General features: G+C 63.8%; 22 protein-coding genes. 14 read left to right on the top strand and 8 right to left on the bottom strand.

The window, feature by feature from the left end:
- The first annotated feature begins 867 nt into the window (after positions 1–867).
- The 4 genes from ACIPHM_RS19830 (at position 868) to ACIPHM_RS19815 (ending at position 5,864) form a co-directional block, all read left to right on the top strand.
- Positions 868–2,538 carry a methyl-accepting chemotaxis protein gene (locus ACIPHM_RS19830; RefSeq protein ID WP_400331877.1) on the top strand — a complete coding sequence of 557 codons (1,671 nt, stop codon included), beginning with the start codon at positions 868–870 and terminating at the stop codon, positions 2,536–2,538.
- Between the two features lie 128 nt (positions 2,539–2,666).
- The gene (locus ACIPHM_RS19825; protein ID WP_400331874.1) at positions 2,667–3,509 is read left to right on the top strand and encodes a CheR family methyltransferase; all 843 of its coding nucleotides are present in this window, start codon (positions 2,667–2,669) and stop codon (positions 3,507–3,509) included.
- Complete coding sequence (locus tag ACIPHM_RS19820) at positions 3,493–4,020, top strand: chemotaxis protein CheD (protein ID WP_400331871.1); 528 nt, start codon at positions 3,493–3,495, stop codon at positions 4,018–4,020. The genes ACIPHM_RS19825 and ACIPHM_RS19820 overlap by 17 nt, the downstream gene beginning before the upstream one ends.
- Positions 4,017–5,864: a chemotaxis protein CheW gene (locus tag ACIPHM_RS19815; RefSeq protein WP_400331868.1), complete on the top strand. Its 1,848-nt coding sequence runs from the start codon at positions 4,017–4,019 to the stop codon at positions 5,862–5,864. The genes ACIPHM_RS19820 and ACIPHM_RS19815 overlap by 4 nt, the downstream gene beginning before the upstream one ends.
- A gap of 171 nt (positions 5,865–6,035) precedes the next feature.
- Here ACIPHM_RS19815 and ACIPHM_RS19810 read toward each other — a convergent pair whose 3' ends face one another.
- From ACIPHM_RS19810 to ACIPHM_RS19795, 4 genes are all read right to left on the bottom strand, one after another.
- Entirely contained in the window at positions 6,036–7,217 is a 1,182-nt protein-coding gene (locus ACIPHM_RS19810) for a DUF3734 domain-containing protein (protein WP_400331865.1), read from the bottom strand.
- 108 nt (positions 7,218–7,325) lie between these two features.
- Entirely contained in the window at positions 7,326–8,111 is a 786-nt protein-coding gene (locus tag ACIPHM_RS19805; protein ID WP_400332042.1) for a 3-hydroxybutyrate dehydrogenase, read from the bottom strand.
- Positions 8,112–8,278: 167 nt separating this feature from the next.
- Positions 8,279–9,946, bottom strand: coding sequence for an energy-dependent translational throttle protein EttA (gene ettA, locus ACIPHM_RS19800; RefSeq protein WP_400331862.1), 1,668 nt, complete (start codon positions 9,944–9,946; stop codon positions 8,279–8,281).
- Positions 9,947–10,012: 66 nt separating this feature from the next.
- Positions 10,013–10,402 carry a 2Fe-2S iron-sulfur cluster-binding protein gene (locus tag ACIPHM_RS19795; protein ID WP_400331859.1) on the bottom strand — a complete coding sequence of 130 codons (390 nt, stop codon included), beginning with the start codon at positions 10,400–10,402 and terminating at the stop codon, positions 10,013–10,015.
- Between the two features lie 86 nt (positions 10,403–10,488).
- Between ACIPHM_RS19795 and ACIPHM_RS19790 the strand changes: the two genes are divergently transcribed.
- From ACIPHM_RS19790 to ACIPHM_RS19775, 4 genes are all read left to right on the top strand, one after another.
- On the top strand, positions 10,489–10,878 hold the full coding sequence (locus ACIPHM_RS19790) for a nucleotide pyrophosphohydrolase (protein WP_400331856.1): 390 nt from the start codon (positions 10,489–10,491) through the stop codon (positions 10,876–10,878).
- 246 nt (positions 10,879–11,124) lie between these two features.
- Positions 11,125–12,237, top strand: coding sequence for a metallophosphoesterase (locus ACIPHM_RS19785; protein WP_400332039.1), 1,113 nt, complete (start codon positions 11,125–11,127; stop codon positions 12,235–12,237).
- A 4-nt stretch (positions 12,238–12,241) separates the two neighbouring features.
- The gene (locus tag ACIPHM_RS19780) at positions 12,242–12,538 is read left to right on the top strand and encodes an acylphosphatase (RefSeq protein ID WP_400331853.1); all 297 of its coding nucleotides are present in this window, start codon (positions 12,242–12,244) and stop codon (positions 12,536–12,538) included.
- Between the two features lie 23 nt (positions 12,539–12,561).
- Positions 12,562–13,008: a GNAT family N-acetyltransferase gene (locus tag ACIPHM_RS19775; RefSeq protein ID WP_400331850.1), complete on the top strand. Its 447-nt coding sequence runs from the start codon at positions 12,562–12,564 to the stop codon at positions 13,006–13,008.
- An 8-nt stretch (positions 13,009–13,016) separates the two neighbouring features.
- On the opposite strand, the gene infA is transcribed toward ACIPHM_RS19775, so the two are convergent.
- The gene (gene infA, locus ACIPHM_RS19770) at positions 13,017–13,238 is read right to left on the bottom strand and encodes a translation initiation factor IF-1 (protein ID WP_400331847.1); all 222 of its coding nucleotides are present in this window, start codon (positions 13,236–13,238) and stop codon (positions 13,017–13,019) included.
- Between the two features lie 562 nt (positions 13,239–13,800).
- Here infA and ACIPHM_RS19765 point away from each other — a divergent pair.
- Together ACIPHM_RS19765 and ACIPHM_RS19760 are read left to right on the top strand one after the other, a co-directional pair.
- Positions 13,801–14,277: a CBS domain-containing protein gene (locus ACIPHM_RS19765; protein ID WP_400331844.1), complete on the top strand. Its 477-nt coding sequence runs from the start codon at positions 13,801–13,803 to the stop codon at positions 14,275–14,277.
- A 314-nt stretch (positions 14,278–14,591) separates the two neighbouring features.
- Entirely contained in the window at positions 14,592–15,293 is a 702-nt protein-coding gene (locus ACIPHM_RS19760) for a hypothetical protein (protein ID WP_400331841.1), read from the top strand.
- Positions 15,294–15,402: 109 nt separating this feature from the next.
- On the opposite strand, the gene ACIPHM_RS19755 is transcribed toward ACIPHM_RS19760, so the two are convergent.
- On the bottom strand, positions 15,403–16,881 hold the full coding sequence (locus ACIPHM_RS19755) for an MFS transporter (RefSeq protein WP_400331838.1): 1,479 nt from the start codon (positions 16,879–16,881) through the stop codon (positions 15,403–15,405).
- A 476-nt stretch (positions 16,882–17,357) separates the two neighbouring features.
- On the opposite strand from ACIPHM_RS19755, the gene ACIPHM_RS19750 reads away from it, so the two are divergent.
- Positions 17,358–17,858: a glycine zipper 2TM domain-containing protein gene (locus tag ACIPHM_RS19750; RefSeq protein WP_400331835.1), complete on the top strand. Its 501-nt coding sequence runs from the start codon at positions 17,358–17,360 to the stop codon at positions 17,856–17,858.
- Positions 17,859–18,132: 274 nt separating this feature from the next.
- Positions 18,133–19,548, top strand: a complete 1,416-nt coding sequence (locus ACIPHM_RS19745; protein WP_400331832.1) for an undecaprenyl-phosphate glucose phosphotransferase — start codon at positions 18,133–18,135, stop codon at positions 19,546–19,548.
- A 9-nt stretch (positions 19,549–19,557) separates the two neighbouring features.
- Here the strand turns inward: ACIPHM_RS19745 and ACIPHM_RS19740 are convergent, their stop codons facing one another.
- On the bottom strand, positions 19,558–20,373 hold the full coding sequence (locus ACIPHM_RS19740; protein ID WP_400331829.1) for a WecB/TagA/CpsF family glycosyltransferase: 816 nt from the start codon (positions 20,371–20,373) through the stop codon (positions 19,558–19,560).
- A gap of 254 nt (positions 20,374–20,627) precedes the next feature.
- Between ACIPHM_RS19740 and ACIPHM_RS19735 the strand changes: the two genes are divergently transcribed.
- Entirely contained in the window at positions 20,628–22,337 is a 1,710-nt protein-coding gene (locus ACIPHM_RS19735) for an FAD-dependent oxidoreductase (RefSeq protein ID WP_400331826.1), read from the top strand.
- A gap of 13 nt (positions 22,338–22,350) precedes the next feature.
- Positions 22,351–23,280 (top strand): NAD-dependent epimerase/dehydratase family protein, encoded by a 930-nt coding sequence (locus ACIPHM_RS19730; protein WP_400331823.1) that lies wholly within the window; start codon positions 22,351–22,353, stop codon positions 23,278–23,280.
- Between the two features lie 66 nt (positions 23,281–23,346).
- Here the strand turns inward: ACIPHM_RS19730 and ACIPHM_RS19725 are convergent, their stop codons facing one another.
- Positions 23,347–24,687: a lipopolysaccharide biosynthesis protein gene (locus ACIPHM_RS19725; protein WP_400331821.1), complete on the bottom strand. Its 1,341-nt coding sequence runs from the start codon at positions 24,685–24,687 to the stop codon at positions 23,347–23,349.
- Between the last annotated feature and the right edge of the window lies 1 nt (position 24,688).

Raw genomic sequence — 24,688 nt, 5'->3', positions numbered from 1 at the left:
AAAGGCAAATTGCGTGACGCATCAATAGCGATAGCAGCAGGGATGCCCGTAGTAACCACCGTAATAAGGACGGGCGGGCACAACCACACATCCGGCAAGCGTGACGGCAAGCAACGCGGCAACGACAAACTTCATGATCTGACTCCAGAGGTAGGAACGCGAATACGTTCGCTTTCTTTATATCGTCGCGCCTGCAGCAAGCCCATCACGCGTCTGTAAGCCGTGTAAGCGAAGGTTGCCAAACGAGGAGTGTGTCGCACTTTGTTACGTAACACGCTACGTGTGTGGCCGTAACGTCGCATGTTTGTGCGTTTCACAGCACCAAGCGAAGTCAATAACGACGCGGGTTCACATGGACGCCTCGCGCTGGCATGGCGTTTGCATCGTGGTAGATGTCGCCCTTTCTATTGCCCCGAATCGTGCGACCTTGCTTCATCCCCTCCTCCCGTTTCAGACGCGGGAGGAGGATTTTTTTCCTACACCTCCGATCCGTGTTCTGCCGTATTTCCGACATGGTATCGCGCCCTTTTCCTGCACCGTCGATGTGCGGGCCGCGCTGGTTCATTCATTTCATTTGCGCGTTTGAAATGTATCGACGCTATAAGAGCGTCGACTTCTCGTGCGATTCCTTTATCTTTAAAGCCTTATTGGACGCGGATTTCGAAGCGATTTCACCGCTCGCGCCAAAAACGACATGCGGGTAGGCACTGATCTCAAGTTGCCTGGATCGCTGTCGTAATCGCGTCTATAGAGGACTGCGCGCTCAATTCCGCAGCGACGCAATCCCTTTCGTGACGGCCGCACGACACGCGCCGGGGCTAGCGTCTCAGGGGAAAAGTCATGGAAATCGCCACGCCTGAATTCCAAATGGAACAACAGGAACTCCAGGCCGTCACCGCCGCACTCAATCGCGTGCAGGCCGTCATCGAATTCGACTTGCAGGGCCGCATTCTTCACGCCAACGAGAATTTCCTGCATACCGTCGGTTATCGTCTCGACGAAATTCAGGGCGAACATCACCGCCTGTTCTGCGAGCCCGACTATTCGGCCTCTGCCGCCTATCGCGACTTTTGGGCCAAGCTCGGTCGTGGCGAATTCGACGCGGGTGAATACAAACGCATCGGCAAGGGCGGGCGCGAGGTCTGGATCCGCGCGTCGTACAACCCGGTGTTCGACGCCAGCGGTGCCCCCTACAAGGTCATCAAGTTCGCCACCGATGTCACGGCGGACCGCACGCGTCAGGCCGAATTCGAGGGCAAGGTTCGCGCAATGGACCTCGCGCAAGCCGTCATCGAATTCAATCTCGACGGCACCGTGATCTCGGCCAACGACAACTTCCTGCAAGCGCTCGGCTACTCGCTCGACGAGATTCGCGGCAAGCACCACCGCCTGTTCTGCGAGCCGGATTACGCGGCGTCCGACGCCTACCGCGACTTCTGGGCCAAGCTCAATCGCGGCGAATTCGATGCGGGACGCTACAAGCGCGTGGGCCGGGCGGGCCGCGAAATCTGGATTCAGGCGACGTACAACCCGATTCTCGACGCGAACGGCCGTCCTTATAAGGTCGTGAAATTCGCGACCGACATCACGCAGCAGGTCGAACTGGAAGCGAGCGTGAAGCGCCGCGCCGAAGACGATCAGCACAAAGTGGCGCTGCTGCTCGATACCGTCAACCGGGCGGCCGCGGGCGATCTGACCGGCGAGATTGGCGTCGCAGGCACCGAGCCCATCGACCAGTTGGCCGACGGCATTCGTCACATGATGGACGACCTGCGCGGCGTGATCGGCAAGGTGGTCAACTCGGCAGGCGAGTTCTCGGGGGCGTCGCACGACATTGCCGAGCGCGCCAATACCGTGGCCACCGGTGCGCAGGCACTGGGCGCGACCGTCGAGGAAATGAACGCATCCATTGAAGAACTCACGGCATCGATCAACTCGATTGCCGACAACACCAAGGGCGCCGATCAGCTCGCCAAAGCGACGCAGCAGGAAGCGGAAACCGGTTCGCGTGCGATTGCCCGCTCGGTCGAGGCGATGGCACTGATCAACAAGTCGTCGGAAGACATCAGCGAAATCGTGAAGGTGATCGGCGAGATCGCCGGGCAGACTAACCTGCTCGCGTTCAACGCGGCCATCGAAGCGGCGCGTGCGGGCGAACATGGTCTCGGCTTCTCGGTCGTGGCCGACGAAGTGCGCAAGCTCGCGGAGCGCTCGTCGCAGGCGACCAAGGAAATCTCCAAACTCATTAACGAGTCGACCAAACGCGTGGCGCAAGGCAGCGACGTATCGCGTCAGGCGGGCGAAGCGTTCGAGAAGATCGTGAACGGCGTGTCGCGCACCACGCAGGCCATCTCCGAGATTTCCTGCGCGGCAGAAGAGCAACTCGTCGCCGCACGCGAAGTGAGTCTCGCGATTCAGCACGTGGCCGAAGAGACGGAGAAGTCGGCAAGCGCGTGCGAGACCATCGCACAAGCGACGACCGGTCTGAACCAGGGCGCGCAAGCGCTCGATCGCACCGTGTCGCGATTCAAGGTGTAGGGATGACCCGGCGAGCACGCGAGTCGCATACCGACAACCCTCGCCAGCATTTTTCGGCGCCAGCCCACGCGGGCCGACACTGACTGCGCACGCAGCGCCGGAGCCAACGTCCGCCAAGAGGACCCCGTATGGAAATCGAAGCCGACGCCGATGCCGTCACCCAGCAAGCGCTTTTGCGCGCTGTGCACCGGCATACCGGCATCTCGATGAACGAGAAGAAATGGACGATGTTGCAGGGCCGGCTACGACCGCGCCTGCGCACGCTGTCGTTGCGCTGCTATCGCGACTATCTCGCGCTGCTCGAGAACACGCCCGAGGAGATTCGGAACTTCGTGAATCTCGTCACGACGAACGAGACCACGTTCTTCCGCACGCCGCGCGTGTGGGACTACGTCGCCCAGCATTACCTGCCGCGCTGGCACGCCGCCAACCCCGGGCGCACTTTCCGGATGTGGTCGGCCGCCGCATCCTCCGGCGAGGAGTCGTATTCCGCCGCAATGATCTGCGAAGCATTCCGCGCGCGGCATCCCGGTTTTCAGTACCAGATTCACGCGACCGACATTTCGAGTCAGGTGCTCGCGGTGGCGATGGCGGGCAACTACGGTGGGCGCAGCATCGACGCCCTCAAGCAGCAACGCCCGGCCATGCTGGCGAAGTATTTCCGCCCGAGCGTGGGCGGCTTCACGGTCGTGCCGGAGTTGCGCGCCCACATCACGTTTGCCGAGCACAACCTGTATCAGCGCCTGGCGCGTCGCGAAGCGTTCGATCTGGTCATGCTGCGCAACGTGTTGATCTATTTCGAGACGAACGATCAGGAACGCGTGCTGGAGAACGTACGTTGCACGCTTGCCCCCGAAGGCGTGCTGATCGTCGGCGAATCGGAGTCGCTCTCGCGGCTCTCGACCGGCTATCAGTTTGAGCAACCGCTGATTTACCGCAATCAGGGAGCGTCGAATGGGGCCGTCGCATGACATTCAGGTGTTGATGGGCGAGGTGCGCATCGGGCGCGGTGAAGACGTGCTGCGCGCGACCCTCGGTTCGTGTGTCGGCATCGGTCTGATGTGGCGCGCCCGTGGCCTGTATGGCCTCGCGCACTGCCTGTTGCCCGAAGCCCCGCAGCCCACGCTCGCCATCGGGGCGAAGTACGTCACGCAGGCAGTGCCGTCGCTGCTCGCGCTGATGAAGGCCGACGATGCACGCCGCAGCGAGATCGAGGCCGTGATCGCGGGCGGGGGCAACATGATGCCGCATCAGCCAACGCCCCGGCATGGCCTGATCGGCGCGGCCAACGCCAAGATGGCGCAGGCCCTGATCGCCGGGACCGGCATTCCGATCGTGCATGTCGAGGTCGGCGGCGAAATCGGACGGCAACTGACCATCGACTGTGCTCACCACGCGTTCTTCGTGCGCACGATCGGCTCAAACGGGAGCGCTGCGGTGCCGCGTCGCCCCGCGCTCAAACTCGTGGAACGTGAATCATGAACGCACGCACGCCGGGATTTCCGTTTCTGCATCAAGACGCCATCGCGGGCGCGATGGTACTCCCGCCCACGATGTCGCCCTATCAGGGGTTCCAGGGGTATCAGGAGCATCAGGGCTACGCGCGCTCCGGCACGGGTTACGGCTCGCCGCCAGGGGTGACGGCGGGCATCACGACGCAGACGAAGACTGGCGTGAGCACGCGCGCGCCCGCCATGCCGTCGGCCACGCCGCAAGCGGCTCACGCATCGTCCAAAGCACCGGCCAGCGCACCGATACCGCAAAAGCCCCAGAAGCCACGCACCGCCGCTCCGGACGACATCGAAGTCTTCGGCTCGTTTCATCTGGGCGACGTCGAGTTCGCGCTGCCCATTGCGGCATTGCAGGAGGTGGTGAATTACCCCGGCCATGTCACCCCCGTGCCGCTCTCGCCCGACTTTCTGCTCGGCCTGTTCAATCTGCGCGGCACGCTCATCCCCATCGTCGATCTGAAGCCGTTGCTGGCGATTTCCGGAGAGGCGTGCGGCCGGGCGATGCCGATGACGGAGAAGATTGCGATCGTCGACATCGAAGGCGTGCGCGTCGGACTGCTCTTCGACAGCACGAGCGAGATCCTGCGCGTGCGGGCGTCTGAGCGCACCGGGTTCGAATACGACCCGTCGCACACGGCGCCGCAGGTGGTGTCCGGGGCGATCAAACTCGACGGCGGCGAACGCATTCTGCAAATTCTCGCGCCGGGCGCCCTCGTGCGTATCGAAAACATGCCGCAGTTGCTCGCACGTCAGGCGCTGAGCGCACCGCAGCGCCGCCAGCAACGTCAGCGTCTGCAATGCGTGTCGTTCACCATCGAACACTCTCGACTCGCGCTGCCGATGGGGGCGATTCGCGAAATCATTCGCGTCCCGGAATTGCAGAACTCGGCGCTCGCGAGTGTGTTTTGCGTCGGCATGCTCAATCTGCGCGGTACCGTGGTGCCGGTTATCGATTTCGCTCACTTTCTGGGCTTGCAGGCCAGCCAGCCGCACGCCGAGGTCGCAGGCACGGCCTCGGACCTGCGCCGGATTCTGATCGTCAAACAGGAGGATGTGCACTTCGGCCTGCGGGTCGATGCCGTGGACAGCATCGTCACGTATTTCGCCGACGAATTGCTTGCGATGCCGTCGTTCAGCGCGTCGCACGCGCAGCTTTTCTCGGGATGCATCGCACGCGAGCCGGCGAACGACATCGTGCTGCTCAACGCCGACGAACTCTTCACCCACTCCCAGGTGCTCGAACTCACGCGCGGCCATCGCGAGCTTTATCGCGAGACGGACCCTGCGCAGCGCGCAAAGGCAGGCGATGCGGCGTGCCACGGAACGAGGGCGAAGGCGTCTCCCGGCACGCGTCACGCTTACGTGTCGTTCCGTCTGCAACACATGCTGGCGGTGCGGCTCGATCAGTTGCGCGAGATCATCCACGATTCGCCGGACGTCATGCCCGCACCGGGCGCGCCGCCATTCGTGCGCGGCATGCTCAATCTGCGTCGAGAGCTGGTGACCATCGTCGATCTGCGCGCGCTCTACGGCATGCCGCCGCAAGACGACGCGCAGGCACGCAAGATTCTCGTCATCGAACACGGCAAAGACAAGTTCGGGCTGCTGGTCGACGCCATCGAGAACATCGTCACGCTCGACGAGGCGGACAAGCTGCCCGTGCCCGCCTTACTGCTCGGGCGCGCCACGCACGAGATGCGCAACGACATGCGTGAAGCGGTGGAATTGCCCACGGCGGACGGCGCCGCGCGCACGGCCATGCTGCTCGATCTTCAGTCGCTCAAGATGCGGCTGGAGACGGTGCTGACGGCATAAGCAAAGGGCGCGAAAGGAGCGCAGCGAGTCGCGAGCCAGCGACGCTCAGCGCAGTACCGGCGAATCGCGAGCGCCGGAGGCAGGGCCCTGCGGCGTGTTGGGACGGCGCGCCGCAGGGGGTAGTGCGAGAGAGACAGCGGGGGCGACAGCGGCGGCGTCAGGGGCGACGCGTCAGACGACTTCCTGACGATGGATATCGTGCGTGATAAAGCCCCGGGCGTCGTTCGGCATGGCCAGCCACTCGGGATGTGCGAGGGTGCGGCGCACATCGTCCAGACCGCTCGACCAGTGATCGAGCATGGTGGCGAGCCCGAACTGGTAGTCCTTGTAGTGCCCCTCGTACTCCTTGTTACGGTAGATAAGCTGAATGACGTTGTAGCGCTTGCTGCACGCGATTTCTTCCGCCGCATGGCACCACGGATCGCGGGCGCGCACCTCCGCGGGCACCCGGTCGAGCACTTCGCGCAGGACACGGCGATAGTGCTGCGCGCGCTGAAGGTTGTCCGTCACCAAACGCGTGCGGCTCGAAAACTGGATGTCCTTCTGACGGTCTGCGACGTCGTTCAGATTGTCGGGCAACGGACCGCGCGCACTCCACAGGTCGACCTGAAACGCGAGCGTGTCGCGGCGCGGCGACGTGCCGAGCACCTCCGAGAGCGGCGTGTTCGACACGAGGCCGCCATCCCAGAAATACTGGCCGTCGATTTCCACGGCGGGGAAGCCCGGCGGCAATGCGCCCGAGGCCATGAAGTGCTCCGCGCGCAGCTTCTCGCGGGTGTTGTCGAAATAGACGAAGTTGCCGGTATGCACGTTCACGGCGCCGACCGAGACGCGAATCTCGCGCGCATTGATCCGGTCGAAGTCGACGAAGCGCTCCAGCGTGCCGCGCAACGCCGACGTGTCGTAATAGCTCGCATGGGCCGGGTCGCCCATCGCGGTGGGCAACGGTTGCGGCCAGCGCGGCGTGAAGAAGCCCTTCTGGCCCTCGACCAGCGCACGCCATGCCTGCCATGCGCTGTAGGCGATGCGGCCCGGCTCGGGGCCGTTGAGGATGGCCGCTTCGAACGGCGCGGGCAACGGCGGAAAGACGGCCGGCTCGCAGATCGTGCGCCAGAACGCTTCGAGTTGCGCCACGCGATGCTCCGGCGCATTGCCGGCGATGATCGCCGTGTTGAACGCGCCGATGGATATGCCCGCGACCCAGGTCGGGGCAATGCCGGACTCATGCAGGCCGGCATACACGCCCGCCTGATAAGCCCCGAGCGCGCCGCCACCCTGCAAGACAAGCGCGACCGTCTCGTACGGCGGCAGATCGATGGCGCGTTTGGGGACTTTGGGCGGATTGGCCGTCATGACCGTTCTCCTGATGCTTGTCTGCTTGACCTGGAACCGCCCCGGCGTGCGAGCGTGCCGGGGCTGCCGAGCCACTGAGCGTGGCTTGCGGCGAGATGTGCGACGCGATTACTGCATGAACCAGCCGTGGCTCACCACGAACGATTGCCCCGTGAACGCGGCGCTCGGGAACGTGGCGAGGAAGAGCGCCGTCTGGGCGACGTCGTCGACCGTGGTGAACACGCCGTCGACCGTGCCGCCGAGCATCACTTTTTTGATGACCTCGTCTTCCGAAATCCCCAGTTCCCTGGCTTGCTCGGGAATCTGCTTGTCCACGAGCGGCGTGCGCACGAAGCCCGGGCAGATGACGTGCGAGCGCACGTTGTGCCTGGCGCCCTCCTTGGCGAGCACGCGGGCCAGACCGAGCAGCGCATGCTTGGCCGCAACGTAGGCCGACTTCAGCGGCGAAGCCTCATGCGAGTGTACCGAGCCCATATAGATGACGATGCCACCGCGGTCGTCCTTGTACATGTGCTTGAGCGCCGCCTTGGTCGTGAGGAAGGCGCCGTCCACGTGAATGGCCTGCATCTTCTTCCAGTCGGCGAACGCATAGTTCTCGATCGGATTGACGATCTGGATGCCCGCGTTCGAGATCAGGATGTCGATCGAGCCGAAGGTCTGCGCCACTTTGTCGATGCCGCTGTTCACCGCGTCTTCGTTGGTGACGTCCATGGCCACGCCGATGGCCTTGCCGCCCGCGGCCTTGATCTCTTCAGCAACGGCGTCTGCGCCCTGCTGATTCAGATCGGCAATCGCGATGGCCGCGCCGGCGCGTGCCAGCGTGAGCGCGATTTCTTTGCCGATGCCGCTCGCAGCACCGGTCACCACGGCGACCTTTCCATTCAACTGATTCACTGACTGGCTCATTTGCACACTCCTGATTCGTCAAAATGGCGGGTCATGCGACGCGTAGCGCACGCATGGCTCGTCGAACACTGGCGGATGGCGGACAAACCCACTGCATCGAACCGGCCTGGCCGCCGCACAAACAGAAAAGGCGCCTTGCGGCGCCTTTTCCTGCGTTACCGCGCGATCGGCTTGTAGCGGATTCGCTTCGGTTTTGCTGCCTCCTCGCCGAGGCGCTTCTTCTTGTCCGCCTCGTACTCCTGATAGTTGCCCGGGAAGAACTCGACATGCGAGTCGCCTTCGAAGGCCAGAATATGCGTGGCGATACGATCGAGGAACCAGCGATCGTGCGAGATGACCATCACACAACCGGCGAACTCGAGCAGCGCGTCCTCGAGTGCACGCAAGGTTTCGACGTCCAGATCGTTCGACGGTTCATCGAGCAGCAGCACATTGCCGCCGGAGATCAGCGTCTTGGCCATGTGCAGACGGCCACGCTCACCGCCGGAGAGCGAACCGACCTGCTTCTGCTGGTCCGAACCCTTGAAGTTGAAGCGCCCGATGTAGGCGCGCGAGGGCGTTTCGTACTTGCCCACCGTCAGTACGTCGGCACCGCCCGAAATCTCTTCGAACACCGTCTTGGTGCCATCGAGCGCGTCGCGGCTCTGGTCGACGTAGGCCATCTTGACGGTCGGGCCGACCTTGATCTCGCCGCTATCCGGCTGCTCGCGGCCCGTGAGCATCTTGAAGAAAGTGGACTTACCGGCGCCGTTCGGGCCGATGATGCCAACGATGGCGCCCGGCGGCACCGTGAAGCTCAGATCGTCGATCAGCAAACGGTCGCCAAACGCCTTCGACACGTTCTTGAACTCGACGACTTCGTTACCCAGACGCTCACCCACCGGGATGAAGATTTCCTGGGTTTCGTTGCGCTTTTGATATTCCTGGCTGTTCAGCTCGTCGAAACGGGCGAGACGCGCCTTCGACTTCGCCTGACGACCCTTCGGGTTCTGACGCACCCATTCCAGTTCCTTCTTGAGCGCCTTCTGACGGGCCGACTCGGTCGACTCTTCCTGCTTCAGGCGTTGCTCCTTCTGGTCGAGCCACGAGCTGTAGTTGCCCTTCCAGGGGATGCCGTGACCGCGGTCGAGTTCGAGAATCCACTCGGCAGCGTTGTCGAGGAAGTAGCGATCGTGGGTGACGGCCACGACGGTGCCCGGGAAGCGCGTGAGGAACTGTTCGAGCCAGTCGACCGATTCGGCGTCCAGGTGGTTGGTCGGTTCGTCGAGCAGAAGCATGTCCGGCTTGGAGAGCAGCAGACGAGCCAGCGCCACACGACGCTTTTCGCCGCCGGAGAGCACGCCGATCTTGGCGTCCCACGCCGGCAGGCGCAGCGCGTCGGCGGCGACTTCCAGCGTCTGCTCGATATTGTTGCCGTCGCTCGCGGCGAGGATCGCTTCGTACTTGGCCTGCTCGGCGGCCAGCGCGTCGAAGTCGGCGTCCGGCTCGGCGTAGGCGGCGTAGATTTCGTCGAGCTTGGTGCGCGCTTCGAACACTTCGCCCATGCCGCCTTCCACAGCTTCACGCACGGTCTGCTCGGGATCGAGCTGCGGCTCCTGCGGCAGATAACCGATATTCAGATTGGACATCGGGATCGCTTCGCCCTCGATCTCCTTGTCGACGCCCGCCATGATCTTGAGCAGCGTCGATTTCCCCGAACCGTTCAGGCCCAGCACGCCGATCTTGGCGCCCGGGAAGAACGACAGGGAGATGTCCTTGAGGATGTGACGCTTGGGCGGCACGATCTTGCCCACGCGGTTCATGCTGAATACGTACTGTGCCATTCGGCTTTCCTGATCCTGAAACGGTTATGACGGCTCACGGGCGAGCGCCAGATAGCAGCGAGTTTATCAAAGCGCGGCACGCACAGCATCGGACACGTCGATCACAAGGTCACTGCACGCGTATGCGCAGCACGGCAGCAGCCAGCCATCGGCCTTTTCGTCGCGCGACAAGCCCGGCCACTCGATCCGATACACGACCGGGGCCGGCGCGCCACCGGCGACGTCAGCCACATTGAATCGGGCCTGGCACAGACATGCGCGGCAGGTGCCGTTGCGGCACAGGCTGGGCAACTTGATGCCGGCGGCCTGCGCTGCGAGCAGGATCGGCGTGTCGGCCGGGGCATCGAAGTGCCAGCCCGAGGGCTTGAGCGTGACGCGGTACGTCTGCGGCGTTCGGGACTCGGCGGCGTCAGCCGATTCGCCCGAGCGCGTGGCGTCTGAGGGGGAACGGTCCAAGGGATAGGGGTGCCGGGGAAATGGGAGCTACACGGCGCATCTTGCGCCAACGCGCTACCATAACCCACTTCCGAGTTCCGAATCCCATGTCAAACGCTCCCCACGATGCCTCGGCACAAGGCGAGGCCGACGCGAAAGCGCGTCCCATCGCCCGTCTCATCGATACCGCCGGACTCGAAGCCGCGCTGCACGCGTTCGCCGACGCGCGCGACTGGCATCCGTTCCACACACCGAAGAACCTCGCGATGGCCCTGTCGGTCGAAGTGGCTGAGCTCGTCGAGATCTTCCAGTGGCATACCGATGCGCAGGCCAAAGCCGTCATGCAGTCGGACGAAGCGCGGCATGTCGAGCAGGAACTGGCCGATATCGCCATGTATCTGGTGCGTTTGTCGACGGTGCTGGGCGTCGACCTGAACCGCGCCGTGGCCGACAAGCTCGTCATGAACGCGCAGAAGTACCCGGTGCCGAAGACGTAACCGCGCATGGCCTTCCGTTTGGCCGAATCTGACGCCCACCTCTTGCAATCGGGCGCGGCGCCCGCATAACGGCACATAACGACATGTCGCTACATGTACCGGCCAAACGCCGCCCCCGAATTCCGAACAGACAACGCTATGTCTCACTCCTCCCAGGCTTCACAGGCATCTCAAACGCCTCCCGGCGCAGGCCACACGCACGGCAAGTCGTCCAGGCGCACGCTGCCCGCGCGTCCGCGCTGGTTGATGCTCGCCATCATCGCGGCACTGCATGCTTACATCGGTTGGCGACTGCTGACCCCGTTGCCGGTCGCCCTTGGCTGGAAAGTGCTCGGCGGGTTATGGCTCGCCGTGTCGACCGTGCTCATCCCGCTCGGTCTGATGAGCCGCGCCATCCAGAAGGAACCGCTCGCCACACTGCTGACGTGGACAGGCATGACCGCCATCGGCATCTTCTCGTCGCTCTTCGTGCTCACGCTGCTGCGCGACGTCGTGCTCGCCGTGGCGATGGCCCTCTCCTTGCTCGACACGCAACTCGTCACCCGTTCGGCCGTCATCGTGCTGATCCTCACGGCGGCGTCGACGGTGCTGGGTTTCTACAACGCGCGACGCCTCGCGCGCGTGGTCGATGTCGACGTTCCCATTGCCGATCTGCCGCCCGCGCTCAAGGGTTTCACGATCGTGCAATTGAGCGATATTCACGTGAGCTCGACGATTCGACGTCGCTATATCGAAGCCATCGTCGAAGCATCGAATGCCCTCAAGCCCGACCTCGTGGCAATTACCGGCGATCTGGTCGATGGCGGTGTGCCGGCGCTGCGCGATCACATCGCGCCGCTCGGACAACTCGCGTCTCGTCACGGCACCTATGTGTGCACCGGCAATCACGAGTACTACTCCGGAGCGCCGGCCTGGGTGGCGGAGTTGCGACGCATCGGCCTGACCGTGCTCGAAAACGAGCACGTGGTGCTCGAGCACGAGGGCGCGTCGCTCACCGTGGCAGGCGTGACGGACTTTACGGCACATCATTTCGATCCGGAAAAACGCAGCGACCCGCAAGCCGCCGCGGCGGGCGCGCCGGAAGGCGTGCCGCGCGTGCTGCTCGCCCACCAGCCGCGCAGCGCACCGGCGGCGCAAGCGGCCGGGTTCGATCTGCAACTCTCCGGACATACGCATGGCGGACAATTCTGGCCGTGGATGTATTTCGTGCCGCTGCAACAGCCGTTCGTGCATGGTCTGCACCGGCTCGGGCGTCTGGCCGTTTATGTGAGCCGGGGAACCGGCTACTGGGGACCGCCGAAACGGTTCGGCGCACCGTCCGAAATTACGCGTATCCGGCTGGTGCCGGGCAAGGCCTGACGCTATGCAACCCCTATCCATCAGTTCATCGCTCGAAACCGTTGCCGTGCGCTTGCGCGGCAAGGTTCAGGGCGTCGGCTACCGTCAGGCGGCCGTGCGTGAGGGGCATCTGATCGGTGTTCGCGGCTGGGTGCAGGCGTTGCCCGAGGGCGACATCCTGGCGGTGGTGCAAGGCACGCCCGATCAGGTCGACAAGATGCTCGAATGGATGCGTCACGGCCCGCCGGGAGCCCGCGTGACGGATTTCGAAAGCGAAGTGGAATACACCGGTCGTCGTTTCGACCGCTTTGAACAGCTCTGACGCCTGCGCCAACCCACGCCGACATGACAACGCCCACGCCCAGCACACGCCGCGCCATCGACGACGACGCACCGCGCATCGTCACCCTGCTCGCACAGTTGGGTTACGAAACCCCGCTGGAGATCGTTCGACGCAATATCGCGCTGTCAGCCGCTCATGGCGATGACGCGGCTTTCGTCGCACTCGACGAAAACGCTCGGATCGTGGGATGTATCGGATTGCACGCGCTCACCATGTTTCATCAGGCGGGGCGTCTGGGGCGCATTACGGCGCTGGTGGTGGAGGAAAATGTGCGAGGCTCGGGCGTCGGGCACGCGCTGATGGCGGCCGCTCACGCATGGTTCAACTCGCGGGGATGCGAGAAGTTCGAAGTGACGAGCAGCGACCACCGGGTCGCCGCGCATCGCTTCTATGCGCGGCATGGCTATGCCCGCGACGGGCAACGACTTGCGCGCAAAAGTCAGGCTTGAAGCCTGACTTAGTTCTTGTGACGGTAATTGATGCGACCCTTCGTCAGGTCGTATTGCGACAATTCCAGCGTCACACGGTCGCCCGTGAGAATGCGAATACGGTTTTTCTGCATGCGCCCGCTCGCATACGCCATCACTTCCACGCCGTTCTCGAGCGTGACGCGAAAGAAATTATCCGGCAGCACGTCCGAAACGCGTCCGTCGAATTCGATCAGTTCTTCCTTGGCCAATATCGTGTCCTCTTGTGGGTGCCGCTCGCGAGGCGCAGCACCGGTGTAACTGAAAGTTCGTTCGCCAATACCGTTCCAGCCCCCCGGAATCTGATGGGGTGTACAAACGCCCAAAAGAGCCTACCCGGTGGACCGTCCACAAAGGCGGACAGCGCACCGAAAAGCGGCGATGGTTCGAAGGAACAAGGCACATTGCGGCAGTGCCGCAATGACGAGCAGTGCGTGTCGGGAGAGCGAAGACCAGGTCGGTCCGCGTCATCGGCACAGCGATTGATCCGGCTCGCAGGACATCGATGTCAGCGGCGCCGATAAAGCATTTCGCGATCGTCAGGCGATGATCGGCGAATTTTCGCCGATCGCGTAAGGATACGCTTTTCTGCGTCGCCCGTGTGGAAAAAATGGCTTTGGCAAGCTTTTTTGAAGCCGTTTGCCGCCCATTTGTGGCGCAATGCACCAATGAACGCGCGCAGCCTCACCGGGGCCCCTCGGGGTCAACGCGGGCATGACGCACGACGCGCGCTCAACTATCCTGTAAACACCCGTAGCCCGCAGGAGGATGACCATGAAAACAGTCGCTCAGATCCTGAAGTCCAAATCGGCCAGCACGGTGTACCAGGTGCGACCGACCGATTCGGTACTCGATGCCCTGACCCTGATGGCCGAAGCGCGGATCGGCGCGGTGTTGGTCAGCGATGACGGCGGCGCAATCGTCGGTATCTTCACCGAACGCGATTACGCTCGCAAAGTTGCGCTGATGGGACGCACCTCGGTCAACACGCCCGTGCGCGATGTCATGACCTCCGCCGTGCGTTACGTGAGTCCCGAGCAGACCAACGAAGAGTGCATGTCACTGATGACGGAGCATCGCATTCGTCACCTGCCTGTCATGAAAGACGGCGAACTGGTCGGCCTGTTGTCCATCGGCGACCTGGTCAAGGCCATCATCACCGAGCAGCAATTCACCATCGACCAACTCGAGAACTACATCATGGGCGGGAGCGCCGCGCTGGTCGGCACCCCGCACTCGCGGCCAAGCTGAGTCGGCACTCACCTTCCTTATCAAGGCCGCCCGGCGTCGTTCGCATCGCTTCACATTGAAACCGGCAGCGCAATCAGGGGCACGGCGCTTCGTTTGAAGCGCCGTTTTTTCGAGGACCTGACGCAAAGTACCGGGACGGGTCTGCCTCGCCGGGCGGCGTGTGCCAGAATGCAGCCCTGCCGCCGGTTTTCGACAGCACTCATGCTTTTGCCCTTGCGGTCATCCACATCCCTGGCTCCTCCCCTGCTCTGACCTTCGCCCGCCATACGCCATCGATAGCCGTACGCTCGTCGTCTCGCGAGGTTGACGCGCGCATGCCCCTTAGCGTCTGGTGGGTCCCGGCCGCAGTGCTCGCGTTGCATTGGCTCATGTGGTTCGTCACGCCGGTACCGCTCAGCGACTTCAGCGACCCCAGCCACAATTCGCCGACGCGCACGGCCATGCAGGTCACCCTCGTGCCACCCCCCGCACCGCGAAGTTCAGCGCTTCAAGCCCCGACCGTCGCCGAACCCGCGCGCAGAAACACCGCAACGTCCGCGACCCGTGCCCCGATACCCGCGCTGCCCCAGCGACGGACATTACCTTCCGCGAAGCCCACCGAACCGCAGACACAGGTCCCGCCCGCTCCCACGGTGAGCGCGCCACCCCCGCCAACCCTGGACTGGCGCGCCGACATTGCACGGCAAGCCGGTACGCCACCGGCGTCGAAAGCCTCGTCACCGGTCGCAAGTGCCGAACGCGCAGTCACTGATCGGTCGCAACGCGCCGCCCCGCGCGATGCGCCTCCAGCGCAAGGCAACGTCGCGCAACGCGCCTTCGAGCGCGAATTCGGGTCAGGTCAGGCCGCCGTGAGCGGCCCCAGCGCCACGCGCGAAGGCGGCAATCCGTTGGGTACCCGGGAATGCATCGAGATGAACGGGAAAAAGGTGTGCTCACGCCAACGCAACCTGGCAAGTGACATCGACCCGTTCATGAAACGCGAGCGCCTGTTCGCGCCCGAGATGGGGGCGCGCTGACTCGTCAGGCATCCGCTTCACGGGGAACACGGACTCACGACGGTCGCCGCGCGATGTCGGCGAACGCCATTGCGATGGCGCCCCCTACCCACCCGCAGGCGGGCGACGCTCAGAAGTCCTCTGCGTCGACATCGTAATTCGAGGGCTCCCACCGAATTGCCAGCAAAGCCAACAAACCGATGGCCGGCGCGAAGGCAATTACCCAAAATACCTTCGTCGCGAGGGCCGCAGCCAGCACCGGGAACAGGAACAGCGAGACGGTCGAACTCGTACGCATGAGCGTCTGGTTCAAACCCACGCCCACTCCCCGCAGCGACGTCGGATAGCTCAGCGACGCGAACGTCATCGAGTGCGCCCCCGGTCCGAAGCCCTGACCCAGCAGGAACAGCGCGAGCAAGCCAAGCGCCCACGCGACCTGCACGGCGCCGTCGGGCTTGCCCACGACCGCCAGACCGACGAGTGCCGTCAGCTGGAACGCGTAGCCCACCACAGTGAGTTTCCAGGCGCCGACCTTCGGCACCAGACGCACCCCCAGCAAGCCGCCCGTGAACGCGAACAACAGGTTCAACGCGAGCGACATCAGAATCGTGGTCAGCATCGACTGGGCTAGGAAGCTGGCGATGATGACCGGCAGTCCGAACGCCACCGCGTTATAGGCAAACGACGACGCCACGGCGATGATGGTCGCGAGCGTCGTGCGACGCAGGTACACGCCCTTCAGCAATTTCCCATAGTTGCGCCACGCGGCCGGACGTTTCGGCGCGACACGCTCGGCGTCCTTGGCCACAACGGCATCGATCCCGTACGAACGCTTGAGAATCTTCGCCGCCGCTTCCAGATCGCCCTGATTGGCGGCCCACACCGGCGATTCGCTCATGTAACGGCTACGCACGGCGATGATCGCCAGCGCGGGAATCGCGCCAAAGCCGAGGATGATCCGCCACAGCAACCCGCTGTGCGACGACGGGAGCACCGAGTAGCACAGCAGCACCAGCAGATACGAGCCGCATATCGCGGCATACCAGGTGGGGCACCACATCGCGACCCGCGCCGCCTTGTTGCCTCGTCCCTTGAGTTTGGAGAACTCGGCGAGGAATGCCATCGCGACCGGTAAATCGATGCCCACGCCCAGCCCCATGACGAAGCGCGCACCGGCGAGCACATACTCGTTCGGCGCAAGCGCGCAGGCAATGGCGGCAATCACGAAGCACAGCATGTCGGCCATGAACACGCGGTAACGGCCAATGCGATCGGTGAAGTAGCCGCCGAGGAACGCCCCGACGATGGCACCGAACGTGATGGCGGACGCCACCATGCCCGTACCGGCCGGCGTAAGCTGAAACTCACGCGCAACGTCTTTCAGGCCGAAAGCGAGCGCACCGAGATCGTAGGCATCGAGGAAGACACCGCCGAGGGCGATCGCCACGATCCAGCGGGCATTCGACACGCGGGCGCCGCCCTCATTGACGAGCTGCGCGACGTCGGCGGCTGAGCGGATGATGGCCGGACCCGCGGTGCGAGAGGCGGCGGATGCCGCAGCGCTCGCGTGTGCAGACGCGGCGCAAGACAAGGAGACGTCAACAGACATGAGACTGAACCAGAGGAAAAACGGAGGGACACCGGAGGTCGCGATGTTACCGCTTGGTACTGAGCCCCCAAAGTCTTTTCTGGTTATATGCTTAGACGATTCCCGCGCCTTCCGATACATTTCGATGATTTAGCATCAATTCGCCACGAAATTCAGTGAAATATGAGTGGATATCTCTCAATCATTAAGCAATGGCAGCGCATGATCCAACGTCTCACCACATGGGAATATCATCGAGACACGTTTCCAAACCCGTACTGCGCCGTGCCAACCCCGTCGTAGCGCGATGCAGCATCTTTACAGTCGCTTACCTTTTCTTACAGCAGAAAGCCCTGCGGAACCCTACATTCCGCATCGTGGTCGCAATAGATGTGCCACATGGTGCACAACATCACTTCGACAACGGTGACGGCGTGCCACCACGCGCATCACGCTCACCTTGCATTAACACCTCACGCTCACGAGGACGATCCAAAATGAACATTAAAGCACTTACGGGAATCAGCGCGGCACTGGCCGCCGTCATGTTGGCCGGTTGCGTGGCTCCGGGTCAGCAATATGGCGGGTATCCGCAGCAGGGGTATCAACAGCCGGGATATCAACCGGGCTATCAGCCGCCGCCTCAACAACAACCGCAGGGCGCGCTTTACGGCACGGTCCAGTCGATCGAGCAACTCAACGGTGCGAATAACAGCCCGAACATTCTGGGCACGGTGCTCGGCGGTGCGGCGGGCGGTCTGCTCGGCAACACGCTGGGTGGCGGACGCGGACGCACTGCCACCACCATCGCCGGCGCCGTGGTCGGTGGTATCGCGGGTAACCGCATCGAAAACAGCATGGGTCAGCCGAACGTGCTCTATCGCATCACCGTACGTCTGGACGACGGCCGTGTCGCCACGGTCACGCAAGCGCCGCCGCTGCGTGTGCAACAAGGCCAGCGCGCCGCCGTCTCGAACGACACGGTGTACCCGTACTGACAGAACGTCATATCAAAGTTCACGCTTCACGCCCGCCGGTGCCTCAGCCCGGCGGGCGTTTTCGTTTTGTGCGTCGCAAACGCACGACATGGGGGACGCCGGGGGGACGGCGCAGGTCGATAATCGTCAGTCAGAGTGTTCATACGAAAGCGAATTTGACCTACTAAGATACGCGCGCAAAATACGGCGCGACCATCGGAGGGCTCCCGCCGTTCCGGAACTTTGTCGAATCCGTCTCGAATCCGTCAGTTACCGTTACCCTTCGAATCTCGTCATGTCGACCCAGACGACTTACCACCATCGGCTTTTCATGGCGATGGTCGGCGGTTTCAGCGCAGTGCTTAACGCAGGCGCTTTTCTCATCGTTCTGCAACTGAACGGGCACAACCCCTATACCCCTTTCGGTCTGACCCTCGTATGCGCGTTGGCCGTCGCGGCGTTCATCGTGTTCGCCAGCTTTCACCTGCTCGCGAGCGCCCGGAACCTCGGGTGGATGCTCGGACGTGGCGCCATGCGCTGGTGCCGGGTGCTGGTGTCGGCCATCGTCCTGCTGTTTCTGACGTACGAGAGCCCGGAAGATGTGCGCCTGATGGTGGCCGAGTGGATTCTCTTCGCGCTTCCGCTGCAAATGATCGGACTCGCGGTGCTGCGCGGCATGGCCCACAGCATCAACAACGCGCCCGGCAATCAACGCCGCGCGGCATTTTTCGGCCTGGGACGCGAAGCCCGCAAATTGAATCTGCGCCTGCGCCGCTCGCCGATCCTCGGCATCCAGGTGGCGGGCTACTACAACGATGTTCCGATCACGCCGGACGATGGCGAAGTGCTGCCGCCCTACCTCGGCCGTTATGCCGACGCTGCCGAACACATTCAGGCCAACGCGTACGAAATCGTCTTCATCGCCATCGGCCAGCAGGACAACAAGGAACTCACCAGCGAGATCGTCAACCGTCTGTACGACTCGACGGCCGCCATCTATTTGCTGCCCGAGTTCAGCTTCCCCGGCGATCTCCCGCTGACTGGCACCGATCTCGCCGGTGTTCCGCTGCTCGCCCTGCACGACATTACCGTGCAGGGTCTGCTGCGCATGATCAAACGCAGTATCGATGTCGTGGGCGCAGCGTTGATCCTGGTACTGCTCAGTCCGGTGATGCTCGCCGTCGCCATTGCTGTGCGCCTCGATTCGCCCGGTCCGATCCTGTTTCGTCAACGGCGCTACGGCGAGCGCGGCGAGCCGATCGTCGTGCACAAATTCCGTTCGATGCGCGTGATTCAGCCGGAAGATGCGGCGGCGGCCGCGACTGGCGGATTGCGTCAGGCGCACGCGGGCGACAGTCGCATCACGCCGATCGGACGGCATCTGCGCCGCACCTCGCTCGATGAATTGCCGCAGTTGTTCGACGTGCTCGCCGGTTCGATGAGCCTTGTCGGCCCGCGTCCGCACGCTGAAGAGCACAACGAAATGTATCGCCGCCTGATCCCGGGCTACATGCTGCGTCACAGCGTCAAGCCGGGCATCACGGGATGGGCGCAGATCAATGGTCTGCGAGGAGAAACCGACACGCCTGACAAGATGCAGCGGCGCGTCGAATACGACCGTTACTACATCACCAACTGGTCGTTGTGGCTGGACATCAAGATTCTGCTCAAGACGATCCCCGTGATGGTCACGGGGCGCAATGCCGTCTGAGCTGCTGCGTCACTGACGTCCGAGTTCGCGCCACTGCCGCCAGCAGATGCTGATGAAGCGACGGTCGTCGACGAGATACCGGCGCCACATGCGGCCCGGGTCCTGCAAGATGCGCCAGATCCATTCGGAACCCGTGCGCTGCATCCACTTCGGCGCGCGCTTCTGCATGCCCGCAGCGAACTCGATGGCCGCACCGACGCACAGCATGACACCGCCCGGCATGGTGCTCGCGTACGCCATCGCCCAGCGCTCTTGTTTAGGCATGCCAAGACATACGAAGATGAGATCGGGTGCGAGCGCACGAACGCGCTGCGCGATCTCCTCGCCTTCGGCACCGGTAGGATCGAACGTCATCGACGGAATCATCAATGTGAAATCGAGCCCCGGAAAGCGCTGTGAGAGGCCTTCCATCAGTTGCGCGTCCTGTCCCGGGCGTCCACCGACGAAGACCGCCCGACGGCCCGACGCCCGCGCTCTGTCGCACAACGCGGGCAGCAGGTCTGCGCCGGTCACGCGGCCCGGCAGCGGTTTGCCGAACAGACGGCTCGCCCAGATGATGGGCATGCCGTCGGCGAAAAGAAAGTCGGCTTTGCGGTACTGCTGCTTGAATTCCGGCTGCGTGTCGAGACGCACGATGTGATCGACGTTAGGTGTCACCACGATGCGCGAGCGTCCGTCGCGTTGTGCACCCGCGTGTGCGAGCACGTCGACGGCCGTCTCGAACGGCACCGCTGCGATGTTCAGGCCGAACAGTGCGACATTGGGCTCGAAGACATCGCGAACGGCAGTTTCAGGTGTGGTTTTCAGATCGTTGTCACGGTTCATGACTTATCGTTTTCCCCTGTTTTCCGGCAGTACCGGACACGTTCGATGGCAGCCCCGATAGTAGCAGCGTGCACTGCGCACGTCAGTGACACTTTTCATCACGTGTCGCGTATTTCGCGACGAAGCGGCGACGAAATTCGTCGTCCCCACGCCATGGATCGGCTACCATCGCAGCGGCTGCAAGCCCTGCCCGATACCGTCCATTTCGTCCATTTCTCTTGTTACCGCGAGCCCGCTGCCGGTTGATGTAGACGATGATCCTCGACGCCCACGACATTCCCGCCGATACCTGCCTGCAAGCCGATCTGTGCATCGCAGGCGCAGGCGCCGCCGGCATCACGCTTGCCCTGGCGCTCGAAGCGAGCGGACTGGACGTGATCCTCCTCGAGAGCGGCAGCGACGCACCGGAGCCCGCCGTCCAGCAACTCTACACAGGCACGGTGGCCGACGCGCGCCTCCATCCGCCTGCCGACAGCTACCGCGTGCGCCGCTTCGGCGGCTCGACCACGCTGTGGGGCGGACGCTGCATGCCGCTCGATCCCATCGACTTCGCAGCACGCGACTACCTGCCGCACAGCGGCTGGCCTATCGGGCTCGACGATTTGATGCCGTGGTACGGGCAAGCCAACGCGCTGTGCGAAGCGGGTGAATTCGCGTACACCGCGGAGCAGGCGTTTCCCCGCGCGTCGAATCCATCGCGGCCGATGATCGGCAACTTCGAGAGCGACGTTTTTTCGACGAACACACTGGAGAGATTTAGTTGTCCGACGGATTTCGGCAGCCGCTACCGGAACCGTCTCGCCAAAGGACGCGTGCGCGTGGTGCAGCATGCCAATCTGTGCCGTCTGCCGATGCAGGAAGGCGCCACGCGCCTTGTCGGCCCGGCGCAAGTGAAAACGCTGGATGGCAAGCCCTTTACTGTCGCCGCACGCGCTTACGTGCTGGCGACGGGCGGCCTCGAAGTGCCGCGTCTGCTGCTCAACAGCCCCGGCACGAGCGGCAGCGGGCTGGGCAATGCGCACGATGTCGTCGGCCGTTATTACATGAGCCATCTGGCCGGGACCATCGGCACACTCGATCTCTCGGGCGCGACATCCGTCTGGCACGGCTACGACGTATCCGACGAGGGCATCTACTGTCGTCGCCGTCTGGCATTGCGGGCGCAGGCGCAACGCGAACTTCACGCGGGCAACTTCATCGCGCGCCTGCATCACCCGCGCATTCCCGACGCGGGGCATGGCAACGGCATTCTCTCGGCGCTCTATCTGGCGCGCCCCATCGTGCCTTACGAGTACGCCAAGCGTCTCTATGGCGATGCCCCCGGCAATGCCGGCAACTGGCTCGCTCATGCGCGCAACGTCGTCACGGATGCGCCGAACACCGTGCGCTTTCTCACCCATTGGCTGAAAAACCGCACACTGGCAGCGCGCAAGTTTCCGTCGGTCATCGTGCGTCCCGCGAATCTTCGCTTCAGCCTGGATTTCCACGCCGAGCAGGTGCCTTACGCGCACAGTCGAGTCTCGCTGGGCGACGAAACCGACGCCCTGGGCATGCGACGCATTCACATCGACTGGCGCTACACGCCGCAAGACGTGGCGACCGTGACCCGTTCGCTGGCAGCACTCGCGCAAGAGATCGAGCGCACAGGCGTCGGTCACTTCACGTACGACCCGAACGAAGTCGAAGCCGAGATGACCCGCTATGGCGCCTATGGCGGCCACCACATCGGCACCGCCCGCATGGGCGACGATCCGCTCACCAGCGTGGTCGACGCCGACTGCCGTCTGCATGAGGTCGATAACGTGTTTATTTCGAGCGCAGCGGTCTTCCCGACGTCCGGCCAGGCCAACCCCACCCTGAGCATCGTGGCGCTGGCCCTGCGGCTCGCAGCGCATTTGCAGGGACAGGCCAACGTGTCTGCCCTGCCCGTGCCGAACCTTCCGATTTCTTCCCCTTCTACGTGATCCCGTCCGCCCTATGAAAGCGCGCATCCTTGTCACCGGCGCAACCGGCTTTATCGGCCGCCACGTCGTCAACGCCCTTGCCGCGAGCGAGTGGGCGGAACCCATCGCGGCGTCGCGCCGAGCCGACGCCGGCCTGCACGCCGTAGACGCGCTATCCGCCGCCTCGCTGGGCGCAGCACTCGCCGGGGCCGACGCCGTCGTGAACTGCGTCGCGGGTTCGCCCGAAACCATCATGGCCAATGCACACGCGCTGCGTGAGGCGCTGGATGCACGCGGCAGACCCATGCCCGCGGTGTATTTCAGTTCAATGGCGGTGTACGGCGTTGCCGAGGGCCGGATAGACGAGTCGGCCGCGCTCGTGGGCGCGAGTCCCTACGGCATGGCAAAAGTGGACGCCGAAAAGGCGCTCACGGGTCTGCCGACGGTCTCGATCCTGCGTCCGGGGTGTGTCTATGGCGGGGGAAGTCCGCAGTGGTCGGCGCGCATCGCGCAACTGCTGCGCGAGGGCCGTCTCGGCGATCTCGGTGCGGCAGGCGACGCACACAGCAATCTCGTGCACGTCGACGATGTCGTGAAAGCCGCGCTGAGCGCCCTGCGTCGCCCCGAGGCCGGTGGACAGGCGTACAACCTGGCGATGGCCAACGCGCCGCGATGGAACGAATACTTCATCGCCTATGCAATGGCGTTAGGCGCAACGCCGGTGAAGCGCATCGGGGGGCGACGTCTGAAAATCGAGACGAAGCTCATCGCACCCGCGCTCAAGATCGCCGAGATCGCGGGACGCAAGATCGGTCTGAAGGGATTGCCGCCGGCGCTCGCCCCGTCGCTCGCCCGTCTCTGGCAACAGGACATTTGCCTCGACGCCAGTCGCGCCGAAAAGACTTTCAACCTGACGTGGACACCGTGGCGCGAGGCCGTCAAGGCGGAAGCCGCCCGCGCCTGATCGACTGCCGCGCTTCGGCGACACGTATCGACGTGTCGCACCAACGTCGCCCATCGTCCACACGATTCAACGACGCGCGACGCGTCCCCCCGTCCAGGCCCACAGCGTGGAGAACGGCGCCACGCCGAGCAATCGGCGTCCCGCCCACGCGGCCGCCGCGCCGTTGACCGCAATCGCCAGCGACGCCGCGACCGATGCGCCGACACTGCCGCCCAACGGCGTGAGCACAGCCAGCCCCAGCAACAGCACCCCCACCGACACCACGTTGATGCGCATGAGCGCGCGCGTGTGTGCCGTCATGCCGAGCAATTCGGGCATCGCGGTGAAACAGGCGGCAGCGATCTGCCCGAGCGCGAGCACCCGCAACGCGCTCGCCCCGTCGTCGTAACCGTGACCGAACAGCCCCAGCAGATGTTGCGGGATGAGCAGCATGCCAAGCGTCACCGGCAGTGCCAGGCACAATACCAGCCCGATCGCCTGCGCGGCGCTGCGCTCCAGCCCCGGCAGATCCTGACGCGCGTACAGGCTCGCGAAGCGCGGCGCGGCCATGCCCGTCACGCCGCTGATGAGAATGTTGACGACCAGCGCCAGACGCCACGCGAGTGCGAACAGCCCTGTCTCGCGCGACGACGCGACGATACCCAGTACGATGGCCGGCGCCGACGTAATCAGCAGCTTGGTGAGTTCCAGTGAGAAGAGCGACAGCCCCGGCTTGAGCAGCCCCGGAATCGCATCGTGTGGTTTCCCCGCAGGCACTTCGCGTAGAAACCGTCGAAGCAGTACCGCCCCGACAATCGCCGCGATGGTAAAACTCGCGGCAGTCAGCATCAGCGTATTGGCCACCGTCAGGCGTCCCGTGGCGATCAACGGAATGGCCGCCACGCAGAAAATCGCGGGCCACAGCCACGAGTAGATCATCTGGCTGAACCCCACGCGCTGCAAACCGGCGAGCGCACCGGCGAGTGCCGCGCCCATGTTCTGCGGAATGAACGACAGTGCGCCGAGCATGAGCGGCACCGCAAGCGCGGGTTTGTGCAGCACGTCGTTGGCGAACAGCGTCGCCACAGCGGCCAGCAGGATCGACACCGCCGTCGACGCAATGAACACATGCCCCAGCGCGCGACGGATCGTCGGGCGAACGTCGCCGGCGCGGCCCGATGCGATGTCCATCGCCAACTGACGCGTCAATGCCTGATCGATGCCGAGACGCCCGAAGCCCGCGAGCGCCACCATCGTGCTGAAGACGATGTAGAAGTTACCCGTCTCGACGACGCCGAGCGCGGCCGCAATCAGCAGGTGAAAACCGTAGCGGCTCGGCAGATCCAGCAAGCGCACGCCAAGGCTTATCGCGCTACCGCGAATCATCGAAGCGCCCGTCTTGCCGGGCGGAGTGGGCGTCTCGCTCATC

This window comes from Pandoraea sp. NPDC087047 (assembly GCF_044745225.1).
Lineage (GTDB): Bacteria > Pseudomonadota > Gammaproteobacteria > Burkholderiales > Burkholderiaceae > Pandoraea.
Note: the sequence above shows the minus strand (reverse complement) of the source record. Positions and strands in the feature narration are given on the sequence as shown.

What these genes read in the sequence shown, in the direction of transcription:
- ACIPHM_RS19735 (WP_400331826.1), top strand. Translation starts at nt 20,628, where the DNA reads ATGATCCTCGACGCCCACGACATTCCCGCCGATACCTGCCTGCAAGCC.
- ACIPHM_RS19815 (WP_400331868.1), top strand. Translation starts at nt 4,017, where the DNA reads ATGAACGCACGCACGCCGGGATTTCCGTTTCTGCATCAAGACGCCATC.
- ACIPHM_RS19765 (WP_400331844.1), top strand. Translation starts at nt 13,801, where the DNA reads ATGAAAACAGTCGCTCAGATCCTGAAGTCCAAATCGGCCAGCACGGTG.
- ACIPHM_RS19745 (WP_400331832.1), top strand. Translation starts at nt 18,133, where the DNA reads ATGTCGACCCAGACGACTTACCACCATCGGCTTTTCATGGCGATGGTC.
- ACIPHM_RS19730 (WP_400331823.1), top strand. Translation starts at nt 22,351, where the DNA reads ATGAAAGCGCGCATCCTTGTCACCGGCGCAACCGGCTTTATCGGCCGC.
- ACIPHM_RS19810 (WP_400331865.1), bottom strand. Translation starts at nt 7,217, where the DNA reads ATGACGGCCAATCCGCCCAAAGTCCCCAAACGCGCCATCGATCTGCCG.
- ACIPHM_RS19790 (WP_400331856.1), top strand. Translation starts at nt 10,489, where the DNA reads ATGTCAAACGCTCCCCACGATGCCTCGGCACAAGGCGAGGCCGACGCG.
- ACIPHM_RS19820 (WP_400331871.1), top strand. Translation starts at nt 3,493, where the DNA reads ATGGGGCCGTCGCATGACATTCAGGTGTTGATGGGCGAGGTGCGCATC.
- ACIPHM_RS19780 (WP_400331853.1), top strand. Translation starts at nt 12,242, where the DNA reads ATGCAACCCCTATCCATCAGTTCATCGCTCGAAACCGTTGCCGTGCGC.
- ACIPHM_RS19755 (WP_400331838.1), bottom strand. Translation starts at nt 16,881, where the DNA reads ATGTCTGTTGACGTCTCCTTGTCTTGCGCCGCGTCTGCACACGCGAGC.
- ACIPHM_RS19750 (WP_400331835.1), top strand. Translation starts at nt 17,358, where the DNA reads ATGAACATTAAAGCACTTACGGGAATCAGCGCGGCACTGGCCGCCGTC.
- ACIPHM_RS19760 (WP_400331841.1), top strand. Translation starts at nt 14,592, where the DNA reads ATGCCCCTTAGCGTCTGGTGGGTCCCGGCCGCAGTGCTCGCGTTGCAT.
- ACIPHM_RS19830 (WP_400331877.1), top strand. Translation starts at nt 868, where the DNA reads ATGGAACAACAGGAACTCCAGGCCGTCACCGCCGCACTCAATCGCGTG.
- ACIPHM_RS19740 (WP_400331829.1), bottom strand. Translation starts at nt 20,373, where the DNA reads ATGAACCGTGACAACGATCTGAAAACCACACCTGAAACTGCCGTTCGC.
- ACIPHM_RS19725 (WP_400331821.1), bottom strand. Translation starts at nt 24,687, where the DNA reads ATGAGCGAGACGCCCACTCCGCCCGGCAAGACGGGCGCTTCGATGATT.
- ACIPHM_RS19775 (WP_400331850.1), top strand. Translation starts at nt 12,562, where the DNA reads ATGACAACGCCCACGCCCAGCACACGCCGCGCCATCGACGACGACGCA.
- ettA (WP_400331862.1), bottom strand. Translation starts at nt 9,946, where the DNA reads ATGGCACAGTACGTATTCAGCATGAACCGCGTGGGCAAGATCGTGCCG.
- ACIPHM_RS19825 (WP_400331874.1), top strand. Translation starts at nt 2,667, where the DNA reads ATGGAAATCGAAGCCGACGCCGATGCCGTCACCCAGCAAGCGCTTTTG.
- ACIPHM_RS19785 (WP_400332039.1), top strand. Translation starts at nt 11,125, where the DNA reads ATGCTCGCCATCATCGCGGCACTGCATGCTTACATCGGTTGGCGACTG.